20 protein-coding genes, 1 pseudogene and 1 riboswitch are annotated in these 19,269 nt (G+C 41.8%); of the genes and pseudogenes, 9 read left to right on the top strand and 12 right to left on the bottom strand.

The features are described 5' to 3' along the window. Window position 1: 1 nt before the first annotated feature. From M0R79_RS01730 to M0R79_RS01710, 5 genes are all read left to right on the top strand, one after another. On the top strand, window positions 2-1,141 hold the full coding sequence (locus tag M0R79_RS01730; protein ID WP_248416677.1) for a phosphomevalonate kinase: 1,140 nt from the start codon (window positions 2-4) through the stop codon (window positions 1,139-1,141). A 10-nt stretch (window positions 1,142-1,151) separates the two neighbouring features. Beyond that, entirely contained in the window at window positions 1,152-2,246 is a 1,095-nt protein-coding gene (gene fni / locus M0R79_RS01725) for a type 2 isopentenyl-diphosphate Delta-isomerase (protein WP_248416678.1), read from the top strand. Window positions 2,247-2,649: 403 nt separating this feature from the next. Next, window positions 2,650-3,207, top strand: a complete 558-nt coding sequence (locus M0R79_RS01720; RefSeq protein WP_248416679.1) for a DUF7010 family protein — start codon at window positions 2,650-2,652, stop codon at window positions 3,205-3,207. Further along, window positions 3,188-3,631 (top strand): LytTR family DNA-binding domain-containing protein, encoded by a 444-nt coding sequence (locus M0R79_RS01715; RefSeq protein ID WP_248416680.1) that lies wholly within the window; start codon window positions 3,188-3,190, stop codon window positions 3,629-3,631. Before M0R79_RS01720 ends, M0R79_RS01715 begins: the two co-directional genes overlap by 20 nt. After that, window positions 3,621-4,049, top strand: coding sequence for a hypothetical protein (locus M0R79_RS01710; protein ID WP_248416681.1), 429 nt, complete (start codon window positions 3,621-3,623; stop codon window positions 4,047-4,049). The genes M0R79_RS01715 and M0R79_RS01710 overlap by 11 nt, the downstream gene beginning before the upstream one ends. Before the next feature lie 477 nt (window positions 4,050-4,526). On the opposite strand, the gene M0R79_RS01705 is transcribed toward M0R79_RS01710, so the two are convergent. The 4 genes and pseudogenes from M0R79_RS01705 to M0R79_RS01690 all read right to left on the bottom strand — a co-directional run bounded on the left by M0R79_RS01705 (window position 4,527) and on the right by M0R79_RS01690 (window position 9,170). Beyond that, window positions 4,527-5,237, bottom strand: coding sequence for a B3/B4 domain-containing protein (locus M0R79_RS01705; protein WP_248416682.1), 711 nt, complete (start codon window positions 5,235-5,237; stop codon window positions 4,527-4,529). A gap of 21 nt (window positions 5,238-5,258) precedes the next feature. After that, entirely contained in the window at window positions 5,259-6,584 is a 1,326-nt protein-coding gene (gene mgtE / locus M0R79_RS01700) for a magnesium transporter (protein WP_092572555.1), read from the bottom strand. Between the two features lie 170 nt (window positions 6,585-6,754). Next, a riboswitch (M-box (ykoK) riboswitch) is annotated at window positions 6,755-6,916 on the bottom strand. Between the two features lie 327 nt (window positions 6,917-7,243). Next, window positions 7,244-7,727, bottom strand: a pseudogene (locus tag M0R79_RS01695) (prolyl-tRNA synthetase associated domain-containing protein). 36 nt (window positions 7,728-7,763) lie between these two features. Further along, entirely contained in the window at window positions 7,764-9,170 is a 1,407-nt protein-coding gene (locus M0R79_RS01690; protein WP_248416683.1) for an aldehyde dehydrogenase family protein, read from the bottom strand. Between the two features lie 157 nt (window positions 9,171-9,327). Here M0R79_RS01690 and M0R79_RS01685 point away from each other — a divergent pair, with 157 nt between their 5' ends. Continuing rightward, window positions 9,328-10,671, top strand: coding sequence for an MATE family efflux transporter (locus M0R79_RS01685; protein WP_248416684.1), 1,344 nt, complete (start codon window positions 9,328-9,330; stop codon window positions 10,669-10,671). A 265-nt stretch (window positions 10,672-10,936) separates the two neighbouring features. Here M0R79_RS01685 and M0R79_RS01680 read toward each other — a convergent pair whose 3' ends face one another. Both M0R79_RS01680 and M0R79_RS01675 read right to left on the bottom strand, forming a co-directional pair. After that, window positions 10,937-11,995 carry a CobW family GTP-binding protein gene (locus M0R79_RS01680; protein ID WP_248416685.1) on the bottom strand — a complete coding sequence of 353 codons (1,059 nt, stop codon included), beginning with the start codon at window positions 11,993-11,995 and terminating at the stop codon, window positions 10,937-10,939. Window positions 11,996-12,078: 83 nt separating this feature from the next. Next, window positions 12,079-12,972: a DMT family transporter gene (locus M0R79_RS01675; protein ID WP_248416686.1), complete on the bottom strand. Its 894-nt coding sequence runs from the start codon at window positions 12,970-12,972 to the stop codon at window positions 12,079-12,081. Between the two features lie 95 nt (window positions 12,973-13,067). On the opposite strand from M0R79_RS01675, the gene M0R79_RS01670 reads away from it, so the two are divergent. Continuing rightward, window positions 13,068-13,355: a YkvA family protein gene (locus M0R79_RS01670; RefSeq protein ID WP_248416687.1), complete on the top strand. Its 288-nt coding sequence runs from the start codon at window positions 13,068-13,070 to the stop codon at window positions 13,353-13,355. Between the two features lie 109 nt (window positions 13,356-13,464). Here M0R79_RS01670 and ndk read toward each other — a convergent pair whose 3' ends face one another. The 6 genes from ndk to M0R79_RS01640 form a co-directional block, all read right to left on the bottom strand. Next, window positions 13,465-13,869 carry a nucleoside-diphosphate kinase gene (ndk, locus tag M0R79_RS01665; RefSeq protein ID WP_092572561.1) on the bottom strand — a complete coding sequence of 135 codons (405 nt, stop codon included), beginning with the start codon at window positions 13,867-13,869 and terminating at the stop codon, window positions 13,465-13,467. Window positions 13,870-13,991: 122 nt separating this feature from the next. Then, on the bottom strand, window positions 13,992-14,426 hold the full coding sequence (locus M0R79_RS01660; protein ID WP_248416688.1) for a pyridoxamine 5'-phosphate oxidase family protein: 435 nt from the start codon (window positions 14,424-14,426) through the stop codon (window positions 13,992-13,994). 53 nt (window positions 14,427-14,479) lie between these two features. Continuing rightward, window positions 14,480-14,728, bottom strand: a complete 249-nt coding sequence (locus M0R79_RS01655) for a hypothetical protein (RefSeq protein ID WP_248416689.1) — start codon at window positions 14,726-14,728, stop codon at window positions 14,480-14,482. A gap of 403 nt (window positions 14,729-15,131) precedes the next feature. Beyond that, window positions 15,132-15,287 (bottom strand): hypothetical protein, encoded by a 156-nt coding sequence (locus M0R79_RS01650; protein WP_200793435.1) that lies wholly within the window; start codon window positions 15,285-15,287, stop codon window positions 15,132-15,134. A gap of 187 nt (window positions 15,288-15,474) precedes the next feature. Next, window positions 15,475-16,413 (bottom strand): tRNA modification radical SAM protein MnmL/YtqA, encoded by a 939-nt coding sequence (gene mnmL / locus M0R79_RS01645; RefSeq protein ID WP_248416690.1) that lies wholly within the window; start codon window positions 16,411-16,413, stop codon window positions 15,475-15,477. 65 nt (window positions 16,414-16,478) lie between these two features. Continuing rightward, window positions 16,479-17,333 carry a DegV family protein gene (locus M0R79_RS01640; protein WP_248416691.1) on the bottom strand — a complete coding sequence of 285 codons (855 nt, stop codon included), beginning with the start codon at window positions 17,331-17,333 and terminating at the stop codon, window positions 16,479-16,481. 92 nt (window positions 17,334-17,425) lie between these two features. Here M0R79_RS01640 and M0R79_RS01635 point away from each other — a divergent pair, with 92 nt between their 5' ends. Both M0R79_RS01635 and M0R79_RS01630 read left to right on the top strand, forming a co-directional pair. Beyond that, window positions 17,426-18,139: a response regulator transcription factor gene (locus M0R79_RS01635; protein ID WP_248416692.1), complete on the top strand. Its 714-nt coding sequence runs from the start codon at window positions 17,426-17,428 to the stop codon at window positions 18,137-18,139. Then, entirely contained in the window at window positions 18,136-19,188 is a 1,053-nt protein-coding gene (locus tag M0R79_RS01630) for a HAMP domain-containing sensor histidine kinase (RefSeq protein WP_248416693.1), read from the top strand. Before M0R79_RS01635 ends, M0R79_RS01630 begins: the two co-directional genes overlap by 4 nt. Window positions 19,189-19,269 lie beyond the last annotated feature (81 nt).

The following is a 19,269-nucleotide window of genomic DNA, read 5'->3' as shown; positions in this document are numbered from 1 at the left end:
TATGGAGACGATTTTAGCTCAAAAACAGGCGCCTCGACCAATGCAGACGACGTTTAAAGCGCCAGGGAAACTCTTTCTGATGGGGGAATATGCCATTCTCAACCCTGGCCATTCGGCCCTACTCATGGCCGTCGACCGTTATGTCCATTGTCAGGTTGATGATCAAGACCCGGATCAGCCCAGTCAATGTCATTCTGATTGGCCGGGTATGGATGTCTTATGGGTCAAAAAATCGACTTCTGCTAAGCTTGAATTCAAAAGCCAGAACTTGAAAGCTTGGTCCTATGTCATTGAAGCTATTAAGCTAATAGCTGACCTAGCCGAAATTCAACAATTACCTTGGCGCTCCTTCAACTTGCAGATTCAGTCTGATTTGCATAATCAAGCTGGGCGTAAATATGGTTTAGGTTCCAGTGCTGCGGTCACCGTCGCTGTCATCGGAGCCCTGCTTAAATTTCAGGGGCTTCAATTCAACTATCCAGCTTTAGCTCGATTTAAGTTGGCCACCCTGGTCAGTATTCAAGCTGGTTCAAACGGGTCAATGGCTGACATCGCTACCAGCTCCTTTGGCGGTCTCATCTATTATCAACGTTATGACGCTGACTGGTTAGACCAGCAATTAGCTGCGGGCAAATCGTTAACTTATCTCTTATCTGAAGACTGGCCCGCTTTACAAATTAAGAAGCTTGCTCTGCCCAGCCCAGTACAATACCAAATTGCCTGGACAGGCCAACCTGCTTCCACTCAGAACTTAGTTGCCGATTTAAAAGAGAAATTGGTGAGCCAACCAGAGCCTTTTCTACGCTTAAGTCAAGAAATTCATGTGCTGGTCCAAAAGGCGAAAGTTGCCTTGGCTGATGAAGCAACGACCGATTTTCTAACCTTGATCCAAGCCAATCAAAAAGTCTTAACTCAACTGGCTATTAGCTATCAACTGCCCATAATCAGCCCTCAACTCGCCGACTTCCTTGGTGCTTGCTATCAAGCAGGTTGGGTAGGAAAAATCTCAGGTGCTGGCGGAGGCGATTGTGGCCTCGCTTTTTCCCAAACAGGGCAATCGACTGAACGCTTACATCAAGCGTGGCAGGAGCTTGGTATTGAGACTTTAAACTTCAAGCTAGCGCCTAGTATCTCAAGATAAGGAGGGTCCTATGAATTCTCAAGAACCACAAATTGCTCAACAAAGAAAGAACGACCATGTTAAATATGCCCTAGCTCAACAAGGACAACTTCGAGATTCTAGTTTCGAAGAGATTCGCTTTGTCCACCATTCATTCAATCAGGTGGATTTCCCAAGCATTGACCTGTCAACCGAATGGGCCCAACATCAACACGCCCTACCCTTCTATATTAATGGTATGACTGGCGGGTCACAATTTACTAAGCAATTCAACCGCAAACTCGCCCAAGTCGCTGCTACGACTGGTTTGGCCATGGCTTCTGGCTCTGTCTCCGCTGCTTTGAAAGACCCTTCGGTGGCCAACAGCTTTACCGTTATCCGCCAAGAAAATCCTCAAGGCTTTGTCTTAGCCAATATCGGTGCGCATCATGGAGTCGACAATGCTAAACGAGCGGTTGATTTATTGGCAGCCAATGCCCTACAAATTCATTTAAATATTCCCCAGGAAGTGGTAATGCCTGAAGGCGACCGTGATTTCACAACGTGGTCAGCAAATATTGAAAAAATTGTCGACCAAGTCGGTGTTCCGGTCATTGTCAAAGAAGTAGGTTTTGGCATGAGCAAGGAAACCATCGAACACATAATAGATCTTGGCGTTCAAACCGTTGATATCTCCGGACGGGGCGGAACAAACTTTATTAAGATTGAGAATGAGCGCCGTGACCAGTTAGATTTCTCAGCCTTAGCTAGCTGGGGCCAAACCACGGTTGAATCCTTACTGGAAGCCCAGCCTTATCTGCAACAGGTTGAAGTCTTGGCTTCAGGCGGCATTCGCCATTACCTAGATATTCTTAAAGCTCTTGCTTTGGGTGCACGAGCCACGGGATTATCCGGTCATTTCTTAAAAAGCGTTCAAGATCAAGGCGTCCAAGCCACCATTGCCATGGTAGATCAGTGGCAAGACAGCCTAAAACACATGCTTCTGCTACTAGGTTGTCAAAATCTAGACCAAGTGCGTCAGCTACAATTAGTCCTCAGTCCTGCTTTACACCACTGGGCTCAAGTGCGTCAACTAGATTTAAAAGCTTTTTATCAGGCCCATCAATATGTCCCATTTGAAAAATAATTCAGTGACTTAGCGGCAAAAATCTCCTGGCATAATGATTATACTGGGAGCCTTTCTGTCTATTGTCACACTTTCAAGATAATTACTAAAACAAATCCGAATCGATATATTCGCAAGATTCAGAAGCTCCACACAGCTTAACAGCTCTTGGCACCTTGTTGCTAAGAGCGGGTCTAGTGGAGCTGGGCCGGAAAAGCCATAGCTTTGGAAGACGGTCTCTTGCTTGTATTTCGATTCGGATTTTTGGACTGAGATAGATTAATAATTTTATGAATCAGCCATAACATATAAGCTACACCACTTTTTCTTTTTGTAAGCAAGTTGGCATTTATTGCATCCGAGTGTAAATTAGCTAGTCTTTTTCCTTATCTTTCTTATAGTGAAAGAGAAAGGAGAGACGCAAATGTTAGATACTCTACGTACAGAACTCAAGATGGAACAAGGGGCAGGTTTCCCTTTTGTCTTTGGGGGTGCCTGCCTCGCTAGTCTTATTTGTCTAGTTTATTACTTACCTCTCTCACTCAGTTTACAAAATATGCTGACCTTATGCTTATCGCCTTTACTTTTAGTCTTCGCTTTAATCATGGGGCGTTACCTACAACTTAATATTTTGGACCGAACCCACCCTTTAAGTTCTTTAGGTTTGTATTTGTCCATCAATCAAATGCTCTACCTACTCATTGTTTTGATCTCCTGCAATGCCTATCCTCAAGCCATGTTGCTATTTTATGTCATTATCCATGCTGGGCACTTCTGGCCTTTTGCCTGGCTTTATAAGGTGAAAGCCTATGCCTATATGTCCGTTGCATTGACTCTCCTCAGTTTACCAATGCGCTTATTTTTTAATAATCAAGGGTTGGCATTATTTCTAATGACGGCTTCATGGCTATTTGTGTTAGTATTATGGCAAGAATACAAAAATCAACAACCTAGGAGCCAATATGAAGCTGATTTACCATGAATCGACACAGATTCCCCTCGAAGAAATTCATATCCATGCCCATCCAGCTAATCAAGACCTTGCCCAGAGTCTAACCTTAAATAAAAAGATAAAACAGCTAACTCTGGTCAATCCGGTCAACAACCGTCAATATCTGTGCCCTTTACACTTGATTGAATCCTTTGAAGCAAACAGACATTATTGCGAGGTCCAACTCTTAGATGAGCGACGTTTGATCTATCCGCAACGACTTAAACAATTAACCGGCCTCTTAGACCATCGTTTTTGTCAGATTAATCAGTCCCAATGGATTCAGTGGCAAGCCATCGAAAGTTTCACTGTTGAAAAGCATGCCCGTCTCCAGTTGATAAGTACCAGTCAGCGTAAATACATGGTCAGCCGCCATTATGCTAAATTCATAAAGGAGCGCATTTATGGTCAATAAATCTTTGTTCCAAAATATTAGCCTAAAATTTATCGCCACGCACTCAGCCTTGATTCTAATTCAAAGCCTCTTCTTCGACCAAGGCCATGCCTATCCCTATCTGGCTCTGAAGTTATTTGTCATCAGCCTAATCCTGTCTCTTACCTTTGCTCTCTTTTATCCTTATTTGTGGCAACGGTCGACTTGGCCTGCATGGTTGAATATCCTGATAGCTAGCCTCGTAAACTGGCTGGTTGGCATCTCTATTATCTATTTAATCTCAGATGCACTATTCCAGTATATCCGACCTTATTTATGGCTTATTCTCTTAATAACTCTGATGATTCATTCGGCCACCTTCTATGCTTTGAGCTATTACCAAAACCAAAACTTAGCCAAACAACTAAACAAACAGTTAGCTAAACACAAAGACCAGTAGAATAACCCACAAGAGCGATTTCAAAGTTCTATATTAGCTAATCAATACCGGCCTTTTGAACTTAATTAGGAGTTAAAAACTACTGATTTCTGCTGAGAAGAACATACTGGCGTACAACTTGATCTTGAAACTTATTTTCAAATAATTTCCATAACAAATCCGAATCGAGATACTCGCAAGATTCAGAAGCTCCACACAGCTTAACAGCTCTAAGCAACTTGTTGCTTAGAGCTGGTCTAGTAGAGCTAGGCCGGAATAGCCACAGCTTTGTAGGACGGTCTCTTGTCTGGATAAAGATTCGGTTAATTTGTTGGTAAATTTTGTGATGCCCACGCCTTTAAATATGGGTTAAAAAACAAATCCGAATCAAGATACTCGCAAGATCCATTTAATAGCATTAAAAAATGGTCTCTTGTTTGTATTCTGATTCGGATTTTTCTTATTTGCTCATTTATCTTAGACTTTTTTTACAATAGGTTAAAGTTCTACTTGAGGTTGATCAGCTGTGATTTGTTGAATTTTCCCACTAACCCCTAAATGTTCAGCTATACTTTCTTGCAAAGCAACAATCGCTTGCCGTGCTCTTTGGACTTGTTCTGGGTTAATCGCTTCGATAACTAGCACAGCTCGTTCAGTCTGCGCTTGCAGCATGGTTCTTTGGGCTTCGCGCCAATTAAAACAACGACAAATCGCTCCTGCTTGATCTAGATAACAGATTTCGCCAGGCAAGGCTGGAGCATCCTCCTCAGCACCTAAGGGATAGAAGCTCTCTCCACCTTGAGCCATGCCCAAATGCATATCGCCCTGGATCTGATCAATATCTTCGCCCCCACAAGGAACGCCGTAAGTTAAGGAAATCGCATTATATAAATCTACCAAAGGCAGAATAGGAGTAAATTCACGGTCTTGGTCCACCCGTTTCAACAGGGCTTCGATGGATGAGCGTGCACCTTTTTTGGTCTTAAATTTCTGAAAAGCCTGCCGCCAATCTTGGACGACCGAATTTTGACTGAAAACCTCTTCGGTCAGAAACTCTTTCGCAGCTTCTTTCCCCTGATCTAAGAGTGCTTGATATTCTGGCAATTGATCTTCCCGGGGATGATTATCAATTCCCTCAACCGCCAAGATTTCTAATTCAGCCTCCGGAAATAATTCCCAGAAAGTTTGATCAACTATAACTTTGGTCATCTTAACCCCTCCTTGACATAATTATACAAGATGCATAATGTTGGTCGCAATGGTAAAGTAAATGATTAAAGCGACCGCATCGACAATCGTGGTAATTAACGGAGAGGCCATCACCGCTGGATCTTGTTTGGCTAACTTAGCCAACAAGGGTAGCAGCCCGCCGATTAATTTAGAAATAACGATGGTACATAATAAGGTCGCGGAGACGGTCATGGCAATGAATGGATTGGTACCATCAAAGAGAATAATTCGGAAGTAGTTGACAACCGCAATAATCGCACCGACAATCAAGCCAACCCCCGCTTCTTTGACCATGACTTTAAAGAAATCATGGACAGTAATTTCATCCAAAGCTAAAGCACGGATCACTACAGTCGAAGATTGTGAACCAGAGTTACCACCAGAATCCATTAGCATAGGGATATAGGCCGCCAAAATCACACTCGCCGATAGAACTTTATCGTAGGCTTGAATAATATTCCCGGTAAATGTTGCCGAAACCATCAAAAAGAGTAACCAGAAGACCCGTTGCTTGGCTAATTGCCAAGGTGTTTGGTTCAAATAATCCAAATTAGAGACTTGAACCCCTTGCATCAAACTATAGTCTTCGTGAATTTCATCAGCAATAATATCCAAAATGTCGTCCGCAGTAATAATTCCGACCAGACGACCTTCCAGATCAGTCACTGGTAAGGCCAAGAAGTGGTAGCGATTAATCAGATTGGCAGCTTCTTCTTGGTCGATCAATGTTTGCACCGAAATAATGTCATAGTTAATCACATCTTCGATATTATCATCTTCTAAGCGAATCAAATCTGCTAAATAAATATAACCAATCAACTTACGAGTTTGGTCCAAGACATAGACCGCAGTTAAATGTTCATAACCGGCGTTGGATTGACGGATTTTCCTTAAAATACTGGCCCGATCATCACCTTGATGAACGACGACAAAATCGACACTCATGAGCGAACCTACACTCTCTTGCGGATAATTTAAGAGTTTATTGATTTGTTGGCGGCGATTAGGTTCAATGACCTGAAGCATCTTGGTCACAATATTGGAAGGTAATTCCTGCATCGCATCAACCAAATCATCAGAGTCCAATTCTAATAACAAATTGGTCATCTCAGGTTGGGTCATTTGCGAAATAATTTCATACTTTTTCTCCGTATCAAATTCGGCAAAGACCTCAGCCAAGGTTGCCTTATCCAACAAAGAGGCAGCGAGGGCTTGCTCATCAATGTCCATTTCTTCAAAATATTGGGCGATATCAACCGGGGTCATGGTTTTTAATTTATCTTGTAATGCTTTGAGTTCTTCACGTTTCAATTCGAATACATTCATAATATTTCCTCCTCACAAATAAAGCCTGGCTGGGACCAGGCGGACTGGGCGGTTCTTGATCATTGATACTACGCTGCTTACTTGAATCCATCTGGTCACCTCCTGACACTTTGCGGACAAAGAAATATTTGGGCACAAAAAAAGCCCACACAAAGGTGAACTCGAAAACATTATATCAGCTATAACGTCTGAGCTTTAGCTTTGAAGGGCAGTGAAATTACACTATTCTATACCTTGTAATCGATAAAGACTGTTCGCCAACGCTGAGTGTCTCCACTCTCTTGCGGCAGTAATCCATATCCCTTCAGTAGCCTCACCTAACAATGACAGCATAACACCTCGACCCAGGCAGGTCAACACTCGCAAGGAAAAAATTACCGAATGCATCACAATATTTCGGCTTAGTAATATAGAAATCGTTTTTAATACTTTCCCGTCCTGAATAATCCTTTTACTTAAAAACGGAGACTCAGGTAAATGGACAGCAAAAAAGCACTTGCCAGCCATCTTTTAAGTAGGTTAGCAAATGCTGAATGCTTCATGGCATCATCGATTCAATCTGCAGAGTCTTATTGCAAATATACTCCCCTAGTGCAATCCCATATTTACTCCAATGACCCAAGGATTTTCTCGAATAATTTAGAAAAGATGCCCTTCACTTAACAATCGACGACACGATAGGTATGGCGATACTTCTTTAAAAAGCGTTCGAAATCTTTAAAGACAATATTTAAAGTCATTGTGTTGATAAAGGGATGAACACCAATGGTGGTCGATTGATCCACTGCTTGGTCGACGATCAATTCAATTTTATGATCATCATCGAACATCAAACTCAACGGTGTAATCGTTCCAGGTTCAACTCTAAGGAGCTCGCGCACTTGGTCATCGTGGGCGAACGATAATTTCTTCTCACCGAGGACGTCAGCCAGATGTCCTAAGTCGGCTTGTTTCTCATCATGGAGCAAGACCAAATAAAATTGCCGCCCCTTCTTGTTCTTCAGGAATAAATTCTTAACTTGCTGACCAGGTAGAGTAAAAACCTAAATTAGCCACCGATGTAATCGGGACATGATCCAGTTGTTCATAAGGAATCGCTAAATCGGCTAAGACTTGAAAGGCTGCTTCCTGACTTGCTAACACCCTGTCACCTCTTCTCTATTGTTATCAGACAACATTTTATAAGAATATAGCCTTCAACTGTAAGTAATCTTCCAAGCCATACTTGCCATTCTCGCGGCCAAGACCCGATTGTTTGTAACCACCAAAAGGCGCCTTAGGCGAACGTGGGCCGTCGTTAACAAAGATGTTGCCAGTCTGTAATTGATAAGCCACTTCAAGGGCTTGGTCGGCTGGACCGACGACTCCTCCAGATAGGCCATAAATTGAATCATTGGCTATGGCTATAGCTTGAGCTAGATCTTGGTAGGTTAGCACACAAAGGACTGGACCAAAGATCTCTTCTTGGGCGATCCGCATGGCATTATCCACCGCAACAAAGACCGTCGGTTCAAAATAATATCCTGGTCGTTCAAGCGGATGGCCACCAATTAGAATCTCCGCGCCTTCTTCTTGACCTATTTCAATATAATCTTGGACCCTTTTCAACTGATCTGCTGAAACCAGCGGTCCTAAGGTCGTATCTTCCGCTAGCGGATCGCCAACGACGACTTGTTCTTGATAATAGTTGAGAATAGCTTCCTTCGTTTCTTCAAGGCACTCTTCAGGAACCAGTAAACGGGTCATCGCCGAACAGGTTTGACCTTGATTGTAAATCACTGTATCCATGGCTTTCTTAACAGCAAAAGTTAAGTCGCCACCTTTGAGATAGACCATGGCAGATTTCCCACCCAATTCTAGTACCAGTTGTTTGACCTGTGGGGCGGCCTTACTATATAAATTCTTGCCTACCTCGGTAGAACCGGTGAAAGAAATCAAATCAACATCCAGGTGGTCGGCTAAGTAATCTCCTACCTCTGAACCTGAACCTGTCACTAAATTGAAGACCCCAGCAGGTAGACCTGCTTGGTCAATAATCTCAGCATAAATTAAGGCTGTTAAAGGGGTATTAGAAGCTGGTTTGACTACCACGGTATTCCCCGTTAACAAGGCTGGCGTAATCTTTCGTTGAATTTGATTTAAAGGATAGTTCCACGGAGTAATACAGGCGATCACGCCATAGGGTTCCTTGACAACTTTAGCTTGATCAGCCATCTCTTCAAACTCAAAATCGGCTACCTCTTCAAGACTGGCTTTCAATTCTCTTAGAGCCAATCCCACTTGACCCGACCTAGAGAAAGAAATTGGCGCCCCTAATTCAGCAGCAATCACTTGAGCTAATTCTTCTTTACGCGCTTCAATTCCTTGGTAAATTCGTTCTAAATACCCGATCCGTTCCTCGACAGTCAAGGCCTTCCATGCTGGAAAAGCTTTCTGCGCCGCCTCAACAGCGGCATCAACATCATTATGATGACTCTTAGCAACCTGGGCGATGACTTTCTCGCTTGCGGGATTAATTACATCCATCAGCAAACCTGACTGAGCAGAAACCCATTGCCCTTTAATATAATTCTGATGTGACTTCATAACATTCCCTCCTTCAATTAGATTATACCTGGAAACAGGCTCGTCCTCTAACTATTTACTTTTTCAGTAAATAAAAGTTATTTTAAAACGGTTTCAGGCTGAAATTCTAGCTGATTCATGTATAATAGGCGTTACGAATAGTTCAAGGGGGGATTGTATGAATTTAGATCGCGATTTTTATCAGCAAATGCTGCATACTGCCATTCCAATCGCCATCCAAAACTTAATAGTATCCAGTTTAAATACCCTAGATACAGTGATGATTTCCACGCTGGGATCGGCTACCATTGCTGGCGTTGGTTTGGCCAATCAGGTCTTTTTCTTTTTAATGATGATTTGCTTTGGGATTGGGACAGGGTCGTCGGTCTTAATCTCACAATATCATGGACGCCGCGACTACTTTAATGTTAAACGAACCAACGGACTAGCGACTATTTTGGCCATGTTCGTCTCCTTAATCTTTACCGTGGTGGCTTTATTCTGGCCCCAACAAGTGATTGGCCTAATGATTCAAGATCCGCAAGTAATTACCGAAGGAGCTAAATATTTATCAGTGGTGGCCTTGTCTTATATTATTACTGGCTTTAACTTTGCCAATGGAATTTCTCTACGTAGTACCGGGAATGCTCAAAGTCCGCTGCATGCTTCGATTATATCTTTTGTCTTTAACGCCTTCTTCAACTATGTGTTGATCTTCGGGAAGTTTGGCTTCCCACGGATGGGGGTTGTCGGGGCAGCTATGGGAACCATTATCGCCCGCTTAGCTGAAATGGCCGTCTTAATTTATTTGTCCAAGCGGTATAATGGCCCCTTAAATGGTAAGCTTAAAGATATGTTGGCCTTTGACCGTCCTTTCTTTGATAAATATATGCGCATTACCAGTCCAGTGATTGTCAATGAAACCTTCTGGGCTTTAGGACAAGTCCTCTATTCAGTGGCATATGCCATTGTGGGTACCGAAGCTACCGCTGCTATTCAAGTCGTCGTTGCAATCCAAAATATTGCCTTCGTCTTAATTCGCGGCCTATCGAATTCATGTTCAATAATGTTAGGTAATAGTATTGGTCGAGGCGAGATGGACAAGATATATACCTATGCTCTGCGTTTCTTAAAATTAGGCTTAATGATTGGAACCATTATCGGCCTCTTCCTCTGCTTGACCCCAAGCCTAACACTAGCTGTCTTTGGCAATCTTGAACCAGAAGTCAACCTGATTGCCCACGGTTTACTCCGGGTCATGGGCATCATCTTTATCTTTAAAGGCTTTAATTCAATCTTGATTGTGGGCGTGCTGCGTGGGGGTGGCGATACCAAGAAATCCATGATTCTAGAAATGAGTTCAGTGTGGTTAGTTGGTGTTCCACTAGCCTTTCTGGGTGCGGCCATTCTAAAACTTCCAATCTACTATGTCGTGATTATGGCAGGGATGGAAGAAATTACAAAGATTATCCTAGGTATGCGCCGTGTCTTTTCAAAAGAATGGATTCACGAATTGGTCTAACCACCTTACACTTCCTGGCTTCAATAATTAATTACACAAAAACTCACCATAAACCTTTCCTTGTCAAAAGTTTATGGTGAGTTTTCTTTTGTCTACTTGTTTTAAAAGTTTTAAATAGACGCATCATCTGTGCTTGCATCGTCAATATGGCCACAATGACCAAAGAATTATATACCAGCGCTATTATACGGTCGCATTACCGAATTTTTAATGTTTAAGAATCTGTAGCGTTGGCATTTACTTTTTTTACGACGTATGTATTGCCTTAGTCGGCAGACATTTGGATTAATTCTGAGAAAGCTAAGCGTATCAATGATTCATCCAATTGCTTACCAATCAATACAATTTGACTATCATATGCTTGAAGCGGATAAGCCGTTAGATCAAATTGATAAGCCACATTCACGCCTTGTAAGGCTAGCATTAAATCTCGGTCATTTAAGTTCACCAAGCCCTTATAACGGTAAAGTTGTCCTTGAGTAGTCATCAAGAGCCAATCTAACCATTGGAGAAATAAGTCTTCTTGCAAGACCTGATCGGTCTTCAACACCATAGACATAAAACCATCATGGTCCGTTTGATGGTCATAGTGATGATTGTGATCATGACTTTCTTGGCAATGACATTCATGATTGTGATCATGATGGTGGCCACAATGTTGACAGACTTCCTCTTTAGCTTCTGGTTCTAAGATGCGTTGGAAAAGGCGCAAGTCAAAGAATTGTTCTAAAGGAAAGTCCTCGGTTACCGTGAATACCCGGTCGTCTGCTAAGGGATTGATTTCTTTCAGTTGGGCTTTGATCTGCTCAAGCCGGTCAGGGGAAACTTGCTCGCTCTTGGATAGGATAAAGCGATCGGCATAAGCAATTTGTTGATAGAATTCACTAAAATCGGCTAAGATTTGTTCAAAATTTAAACAATCGATCAGCGTCAAGACACTATCAAAACGAAAAGCCTTGCTCAGAATCGGAGAAAGGCTGATGGTTTGTAAAATCGGTGCAGGGTCAGCAATGCCTGTGGTCTCAATAATCACATGGCTTAATGTCTTTTGATTGTCTTCGAAATAACGTCCAATGGCCGCTAGACTCTCGGCTAAATCTGATCTGAGGCTACAACAGATACAACCATTATTTAATTGAAAGATTTCTTCTTGCGCTTGAATCAGCAATTGATGATCGACACCTACTTCGCCAAATTCATTGACGATAATCGCAATCTGATCACGGCGATCGCCGACTTGATCTAAAATATTATTAATCAGTGTCGTCTTTCCAGAACCGAGAAAGCCAGTCACTAAGGTAATAGGAACTCCTAATATATTCATCGAACTACGACCTTTCTAACAGTTTGATTTTCTTATGATAACAGAAATTCGAGTTAAATGTAACTATTACCATTAATTTTCTATCAAATTCCTTGAGCTCGTCGGTTTTGATATCGATTATAAATAAAGGTAAAGAGGGTAGCCATAAAGATTAAGCCATAACCGAGCAGGGATAGTGCATCAGCTTGTTGCTGAAGGAAAAGATAACCGAGAATACCGGTAAAAATCACCGCCGAGTAATCGAAGATCGAGATTTCACTGGCCGGGGCAAATTTATAGGCATATGTAATGCCAAATTGACCACAAGTTGCGGCAATTCCGGCAGCCAAAAGAATGGCTACTTGCTTCAGCGACATGGGTTGAAAACCGGTTATTAATAGCAGTAAACAAACCAAACTTGAAAAGCCTGAGAATGAAGCGATAGTAATAGCACCGGTGACCCCTTTTTTATTTAATTGGCGGACACAGGTATAGGCCGCTCCTGCCATCACGCCACCCAAGATGCCAATTAGATAAGGCCATAGATGAGGCGAATCTAGACTAGGCTTGCTGACACAGACAACCCCTAAGAAGGCAGCGATTAAAGCGAAAATATGTTGCTTGGAAATGGACTCGGCTAAGAACAAGGCAGAGAAAATCAAGGTCGCAAAAGGGGCAATTTTGTTAAGGACTGAAGCATCCGATATCAATAAATGATCCAAAGCATAAAAATTACAAAACAGACCCAAAGTGCCAAAACTTACCCGCATCAGCATTAACTTCCAAGGAATCAGCGCGGGTTGCTTCAATTCTTTAATCGGTTGGCGACGGTGACGACGATATAAGGTCAACAAAGCAACCAAAAAAGCAACCAAATTTCTAAAGAGCGTCTTTTGAATGGTTGGCAAGTCCCCAGCCAAGGGAACAAATAAATTCATAAAAGAAAAGCCTAGTGCGGAAAAAAGAATGCATAAAATACCTTTAATACGATTTGACATATTATCTCCTAACTTCGAAAATTCAGACCTAAGAACGATTATTCTAATTCGAACGAATAGTAAAATAGACTTAACCCTTAGGAAAGGATGATACTATGAAATATCTTAACACAGCTCATAACATTCAAACAGGAGAATTTATTAAAGCCCTTTTCACTAAATCTACCCCTCTATATATTAAAGGAATGATTGCTTTTGCCTTAATTTATACCATCGTACCGGTAGATTTATTACCAGACTTCTTAGGTCCTCTCGCTTTCCTTGACGATGCGGTTGTTATTGGTCTCTTAACCAAGCTAGCTATGCATCTGTTGGAACGCCATCAAAATCAACAAATCACCGACCAAGGCCAAATTATTAAAAGCCAGTCAGTCAAATCATAAATAGGCACTTAGATTTTTACAACTGAATCATTTAATATCGATGCAAAGTAAAATACCTGAATCAGATACCCCAGGGAAGCCCTGGATCCGATTCAGGTATTTCTATCTTTTATTTAAAGAAACGGTTGATTTCAATTTGAGCATTCTCTAGACTATCTGATCCGTGAATAATATTCTCACTGATACTATGAGCATAGTCACCCCGAATTGTGCCAGCTGGAGCTTCTAAGGCATTGGTTGGCCCCATCATTTGGCGCATACCAGCTACAACTTCTGGTCCTTCGACAATCATGCCAACAACGGGTCCAGAAGTCATATAGGCCGCTAACTCTGGGTAGAATGGTTTATCTAATAAATGGGCGTAATGTTCGCCTACAATCTCTTGGTCAAGGGTCATCATCTTAAGAGCGGTAATTTGATAGCCTTTGGCTTCAATCCGACTAATAATTTGCCCCATCAATTGGCGACGTACTGCATCCGGTTTCAACATAATATAAGTTTGTTCTTGTGACATTCTTCAAACTCCTTTATCCAAATATAAGTCCATTATACCGACTCCAAGAGCTGAAGACTAGACCAGAAAGTTTAAAAAACTCAAAGAATCTACTCGCCAATCTAAGAAAAATAAACCGCTTTCTAATCCTCCGTCTGAATGCTGAAAGTATAGCGATGACCCTGGGTTAAGCTATGGTAGAACCCATCTCCTTGATAGAGTTGAAAGACTTGGACATTTTGACGTTCAGCATCATCCGGGTAGACATGTTGCACAAAGGGATTACCCGCTAGCATCTCTTCTAAGCGTTCCTTGCCAACTGGCCGGACCATACCCTCAATCCGGATAACTTGAATCAGGTAGCCATCTTCTGACATAGCCGTAATGGCCACATTCGGATTGGCTCGAAGCTGTTGATAGAAATTAGTCTTAGGACTGGTCATAAAGAAAATTCCGTGTTCATTGGCTAGGCCGACATGCGCATGACGAGCGTGGGGCTTTCCTTCTTCATCGACTGTGGCAAAAACCGCGACCTTCATTTGATGATGTAAAATATCCAAAATATCCTTAACGTCCATCGTTCCACTCCTTCTTCCTTCACATTGATCAACTTTTATTCAATTGACTGCTATTAATATGTCCCATCAAAGACTATTGATTCATCCTCACATAAATCATTTAATGATTTTCCATCAAAAAACTTTTTATTCATTACAATATCAATATCATCTAAATCTTCATAAAAATCTCCAAACCAAACAGTATATGTCCGTTTATAATTGGTCACCAATGTATCAACTCCGGCACTTTTACCAGCATACTCAAAAGTAATTGTATCCAAAGGATTATATATAGAATTTCTCAATTTTTCTTTTAGCAAAGATTATTATTCTCCTTTCTTTATATTTCGTGGATTTCCCTTTAATACGTTCTCTCATTGTTCAAAATAGCCGATTGAATCACTTCTATCGACTACTAAACAGTCAGGAACCAAGAACCTTTACGTTCACTTCATTATAGCATAGGCCGACTGAGAAACCTTAAGAAATGAACCGCTTTCAATCGTAAGGACTAAAATGACCCATGAACAAGTAGTCACTTTTGAGATAAAAATAACCGAATATCTACCAAGAGGCCAAATGGATTGATTCCAATCCAGCCTTGGTAAATATTCGGTGCTTATATTTTAGTCTAACAGACAAATTTCGCTCTACAGAACTGACAGCAAATCAAGGAATTTAAATTCTTCGATGATTGCCAGTCACCCTGTAGCTATCAATCAATTATTTACGTTTAGATTTTGAAACGATTAAAGTAGCTTCGGGATAAGTGAATTGGCTATCTTTTTGGTACAAACCATGCCAATTGTCCTTAATAACTGCTTCGGATGACTTCTTGTGACGATTAGATAATTTCATTAACATTTCAACAGCAACCATAATTTGTACCTCCTTCTTTATATTACACTTATATTATAACTAGGAAGGTACTTATTGTCTTTAATTTATGATTAAAGTTTAAGCCAGAATTATGAAATGCTCTTATTTGAATCCGTTTTATATGAGAAATTTGCTCATTTCGCTTCAAATCGCTATCTAATCACCATTCTTTGAGATAATTCTCAGTTTATGCTTGAAGCTGGCGACAATTTCGATACCCTTGATAAGTCTGTCGACGTTCTAATTCATCATCGATGGCATTCAAGACTTCCCATTTATTCAAAGACCACATCGGTCCGACCAAAGTATCGCGAGGAGCGTCCCCAGTCAAGCGATGAATCACAATCTCTTTAGGAATCAATTCTAATTGATCACAGACTAGATTGACATATTCATCTTGATCTAAGAAACGCAGGCGTCCTGCCTTATAATCTAACATCATCTTGGTCTTGCGCATCAAATGTAGCAGATGGATTTTAATTCCTTGAATATCTGAGTCTAAGCATAGGCGCTCAACCGTCTCCATCATCATGTCGTAACTTTCACCAGGCAAACCATTAATAATATGGGTACAAACAGGGATCTGGTGGGCTCTTAATTTCTCGACCCCTTCCAAATAACATTGATAATCATGGGCTCGATTAATTAACTGGCTGGTCTGATCATGAACGGTCTGCAAACCCAATTCAACCCACATATAATAGCGCTGGTTTAACTCTGCCAAATATTCCACCGTTTCAGGCGGTAGGCAATCTGGTCGCGTCGCAATCATAATACCGACAACACCCGGTTCATTGACGACCTGCTCGAAACGAAAGCGCAGAACATCCACCGGCGCATGAGTATTGGTGAAATTCTGAAAATAAGCAATATATTTATGGACATGGGGCCATTTCTTATGCATCTGTTGAATACCAAGATTGAGTTGCAGCGGCAAGGGTAGGATTCTAGGTTGGGCAAAGTCGCCCGAACCCGAAGCAGAGCAGAATGTACAGCCACCATGGGCAACGGTCCCGTCACGATTGGGGCAATTAAAGCCACCATCGAGCGAGACCTTGAAGACTTTCTCACCAAAGGTTTCTCTTAAATGTTGATTCCAAGTTGTATATCTTTTTTGATTGGTCATGATTCCACCTCAAATTTATTCTATCACAATCGATAATCTTTGAAGATGGAAATTTAGTGAAAATACTATGATTCTTCAGCCAAGACATAGGCTACCCCAATCCCACCTGGACCTAAATGAGAGCCAATAATTCCGCCGATTGGGGAAAAATGAGGAACCACTCCAGGATGCTGTTCTTGATAAGCCTCCATCACTTGACGAGCGTTGGCTTCATCATAAGTATAGCCAAAATAAATTGGAAAATTGGGATCCCGCGGTAGGGCTTCTATGCGGGCTAACATGGCTCTTTTAGCTGCTTTAAATCCACGTTTCTTACCAAATTCCTGAATCTTGCCGTCGATGAGTTCAATCAGCGGCTTAATCTTTAACGTCTGACCGAGAAAAGCTAAAGAGCGGGGAATTCGACCACCCCGGCGCAAATAATCTAATTGATCGATCAAGCCAAAGACCACTGCCCGGTGCTTTACTTGATTAATGGCTTTAATCATTGCCGAGAAATCATATCCTTGCTTCCTTAATGCGACAGCATAATCCACCAGGAGACGTTGAGACAAGATAGCTTGGCGAGTATCAATCACTTCAATATGGTCTTGATAATCGGTCATCATTTTGGCTGCCTGAGCACTCTCGACCGTGCCACTCAATCCTCCAGATAAACAAAGCACCAGCACATCCTGCCCCGCCTGTTCAGCAGCTTGATATAGCTTTAAATAATCCTGAGGACTTGGCCGACTGGTTGTGGGAAAGAGATCTTTTTCCTCCATAAGTTCATAAAAGCGTTCAAAATCCTGACGTGAAGTCTGAATAAATTCTTCTTGACCAAATAGAATCTTCAAGCTTACCACATCGATCTCTTTTTCTCGGGCTTCTTCCACCGTAATATCGGCAGCTGTATCGGTAATAATTCGAATATTATGCATGGTCTTCACCTTCTTTGTGTCTTATCGATTGAATATTTTCAATGGCGGGCATATCGTCAAAGTATAGTATAATAAACCTATATGAACTCAATATGAACAAATCTTGTCAGCAAAGGAATGAGACGATGCATAGCCAACGAAGAATATTAATTGTTGAAGATGATTTAAATTTGTTAGAACTCTATGAACTTACGCTGATTAAGGCCGGGTATCTGACCTTGACCGCCCAAGATGCCAATATCGCGCTCAAAATGCTCGAAGAGAATACTATTCATTTGATTCTGACCGATATCATGATGCCTGAAATCGATGGTTATCATTTCGTTGAAGCCATCAAACTCTCAGACCCTCTGATGCCGATTATTATGATTACCGCCAAGAGTGACTTAGGTGATAAACGCCATGGCTTCCAATTAGGCATTGACGATTATATGGTCAAGCCGATAGATTTAGAAGAACTGGTTCTACGGGTTCAAGCGCTATTGAAACGCGCTTATCATGACAGTGACCAAGCCCTCATTGTGGGACAAACCCAGTTAATCCCACAAGAATTATCCGTCAAGTTCCTCACTGACAAAATCCAACTGCCCCAAAAAGAATTCCTTATTTTATACAAATTGCTCTCCCAACCGGATCAAATCTTCACTCGCCAACAAATTATGGTTGATATCTGGCCGGATGATATGGAGAGTGATGAACGGACTATCGATGTCCACATTCGTCGTCTACGTTCTCGGCTAATGCCTAATCCAGATTTTTCAATTGAAACGGTACGTGGCTTAGGTTATAAGGCGGTGCTATTATGAAACATTCCTTCTTAACTCGACATTTATGGGTCTTCTTTGGCATGATGATTTTCACCGTTTTCCTAACTTTATCGGCTTTAATTATTCTCATCAGTTGGTTTGTTACCGAGCAATTTGAACCGGTGATCAAGCCTTTCTATTTGATCGTCTTTATGATTGTCTTTGTTTCTTTAAGTGGCACGGCTATCTCAACTCTGATTAGTCGGACTATACTCAAACCGATTCAAGAATTAGGCAAGGCCATGAAGCAAGTGGCAGAAGGTGATTTCTCAATCCAGTTAGGTCAGTTCTCCACTATTGGCGAGGTTGAACAACTCTTTAGAAACTTCAATCAGATGGTCCAAGACCTCAATAGCATTGAAGCCCTACGCAAAGACTTTATCTCAACCGTCTCCCACGAATTCAAAACACCCTTGTCCACGGTCAAAGGTTACGTCCAACTGATGAATAGTCCTGATCTAAGTTCCGAGCAGAAGCAGACTTACCTTAAACGCATTCGTCAAGGGACCGAACAATTAACCCACATGACGGAAAATATCTTACGTCTCAGTAAATTAGAGCACCAGGTCAGCAACCTTGTGCGCACAGAATTTCGTCTCGATGAGCAGCTTCGCCAAGTCATTATCTTTCTACAGAATCAGTGGGAAGCTCGCCAGATTGAATTCAGCATTGATTTGATCCCCTTGAAGATTCGCGCAGATCAAGAACTACTCTATCAAGTCTGGTTGAACCTGCTCGATAACGCCATTAAATACAATCAAGACCAAGGCAAGATTCAAGTCAAGTTAAGCGAAAACCAGCAAACGATAAAAGTCGAAATAAGTGACCAAGGCATTGGCATGGCTGAAGAAACCCTGGCTCACCTTTTTGATAAATTTTATCAAGCGGATCAAAGCCGACAGACTCAAGGAAATGGACTAGGCTTAGCCCTAGTCAGTTCAATCGTTCGTCTCCATGGCGGAAAGATTAAGGTCGACAGCCAGCTAAATCAAGGTTCCACTTTCACCGTTCTACTAAGCAAGACAGAACTAGACCGCGCCCAGCCCTAACATTAAGAAAATCCCCGACTAATTTCCTAGCTCTAAAGCGCAAAAGATTTTTGCTCGCTAATTTCTCTTTCGCTCTATCCA

Origin of the sequence: Ignavigranum ruoffiae, from assembly GCF_023195815.2 — a bacterium.
Lineage (GTDB): Bacteria > Bacillota > Bacilli > Lactobacillales > Aerococcaceae > Ignavigranum > Ignavigranum ruoffiae.
Note: the sequence above shows the minus strand (reverse complement) of the source record. Positions and strands in the feature narration are given on the sequence as shown.

What these genes read in the sequence shown, in the direction of transcription:
- M0R79_RS01730 (WP_248416677.1), top strand. Translation starts at nt 2, where the DNA reads ATGGAGACGATTTTAGCTCAAAAACAGGCGCCTCGACCAATGCAGACG.
- ndk (WP_092572561.1), bottom strand. Translation starts at nt 13,869, where the DNA reads ATGTCACAAGAACAAACTTATATTATGTTGAAACCGGATGCAGTACGT.
- M0R79_RS01710 (WP_248416681.1), top strand. Translation starts at nt 3,621, where the DNA reads ATGGTCAATAAATCTTTGTTCCAAAATATTAGCCTAAAATTTATCGCC.
- M0R79_RS01685 (WP_248416684.1), top strand. Translation starts at nt 9,328, where the DNA reads ATGAATTTAGATCGCGATTTTTATCAGCAAATGCTGCATACTGCCATT.
- M0R79_RS01660 (WP_248416688.1), bottom strand. Translation starts at nt 14,426, where the DNA reads ATGGACGTTAAGGATATTTTGGATATTTTACATCATCAAATGAAGGTC.
- fni (WP_248416678.1), top strand. Translation starts at nt 1,152, where the DNA reads ATGAATTCTCAAGAACCACAAATTGCTCAACAAAGAAAGAACGACCAT.
- M0R79_RS01640 (WP_248416691.1), bottom strand. Translation starts at nt 17,333, where the DNA reads ATGCATAATATTCGAATTATTACCGATACAGCTGCCGATATTACGGTG.
- M0R79_RS01650 (WP_200793435.1), bottom strand. Translation starts at nt 15,287, where the DNA reads ATGGTTGCTGTTGAAATGTTAATGAAATTATCTAATCGTCACAAGAAG.
- mnmL (WP_248416690.1), bottom strand. Translation starts at nt 16,413, where the DNA reads ATGACCAATCAAAAAAGATATACAACTTGGAATCAACATTTAAGAGAA.
- M0R79_RS01720 (WP_248416679.1), top strand. Translation starts at nt 2,650, where the DNA reads ATGTTAGATACTCTACGTACAGAACTCAAGATGGAACAAGGGGCAGGT.
- M0R79_RS01675 (WP_248416686.1), bottom strand. Translation starts at nt 12,972, where the DNA reads ATGTCAAATCGTATTAAAGGTATTTTATGCATTCTTTTTTCCGCACTA.
- M0R79_RS01670 (WP_248416687.1), top strand. Translation starts at nt 13,068, where the DNA reads ATGAAATATCTTAACACAGCTCATAACATTCAAACAGGAGAATTTATT.
- M0R79_RS01630 (WP_248416693.1), top strand. Translation starts at nt 18,136, where the DNA reads ATGAAACATTCCTTCTTAACTCGACATTTATGGGTCTTCTTTGGCATG.
- M0R79_RS01715 (WP_248416680.1), top strand. Translation starts at nt 3,188, where the DNA reads ATGAAGCTGATTTACCATGAATCGACACAGATTCCCCTCGAAGAAATT.
- M0R79_RS01690 (WP_248416683.1), bottom strand. Translation starts at nt 9,170, where the DNA reads ATGAAGTCACATCAGAATTATATTAAAGGGCAATGGGTTTCTGCTCAG.
- M0R79_RS01705 (WP_248416682.1), bottom strand. Translation starts at nt 5,237, where the DNA reads ATGACCAAAGTTATAGTTGATCAAACTTTCTGGGAATTATTTCCGGAG.
- M0R79_RS01635 (WP_248416692.1), top strand. Translation starts at nt 17,426, where the DNA reads ATGAACAAATCTTGTCAGCAAAGGAATGAGACGATGCATAGCCAACGA.
- M0R79_RS01680 (WP_248416685.1), bottom strand. Translation starts at nt 11,995, where the DNA reads ATGAATATATTAGGAGTTCCTATTACCTTAGTGACTGGCTTTCTCGGT.
- mgtE (WP_092572555.1), bottom strand. Translation starts at nt 6,584, where the DNA reads ATGAATGTATTCGAATTGAAACGTGAAGAACTCAAAGCATTACAAGAT.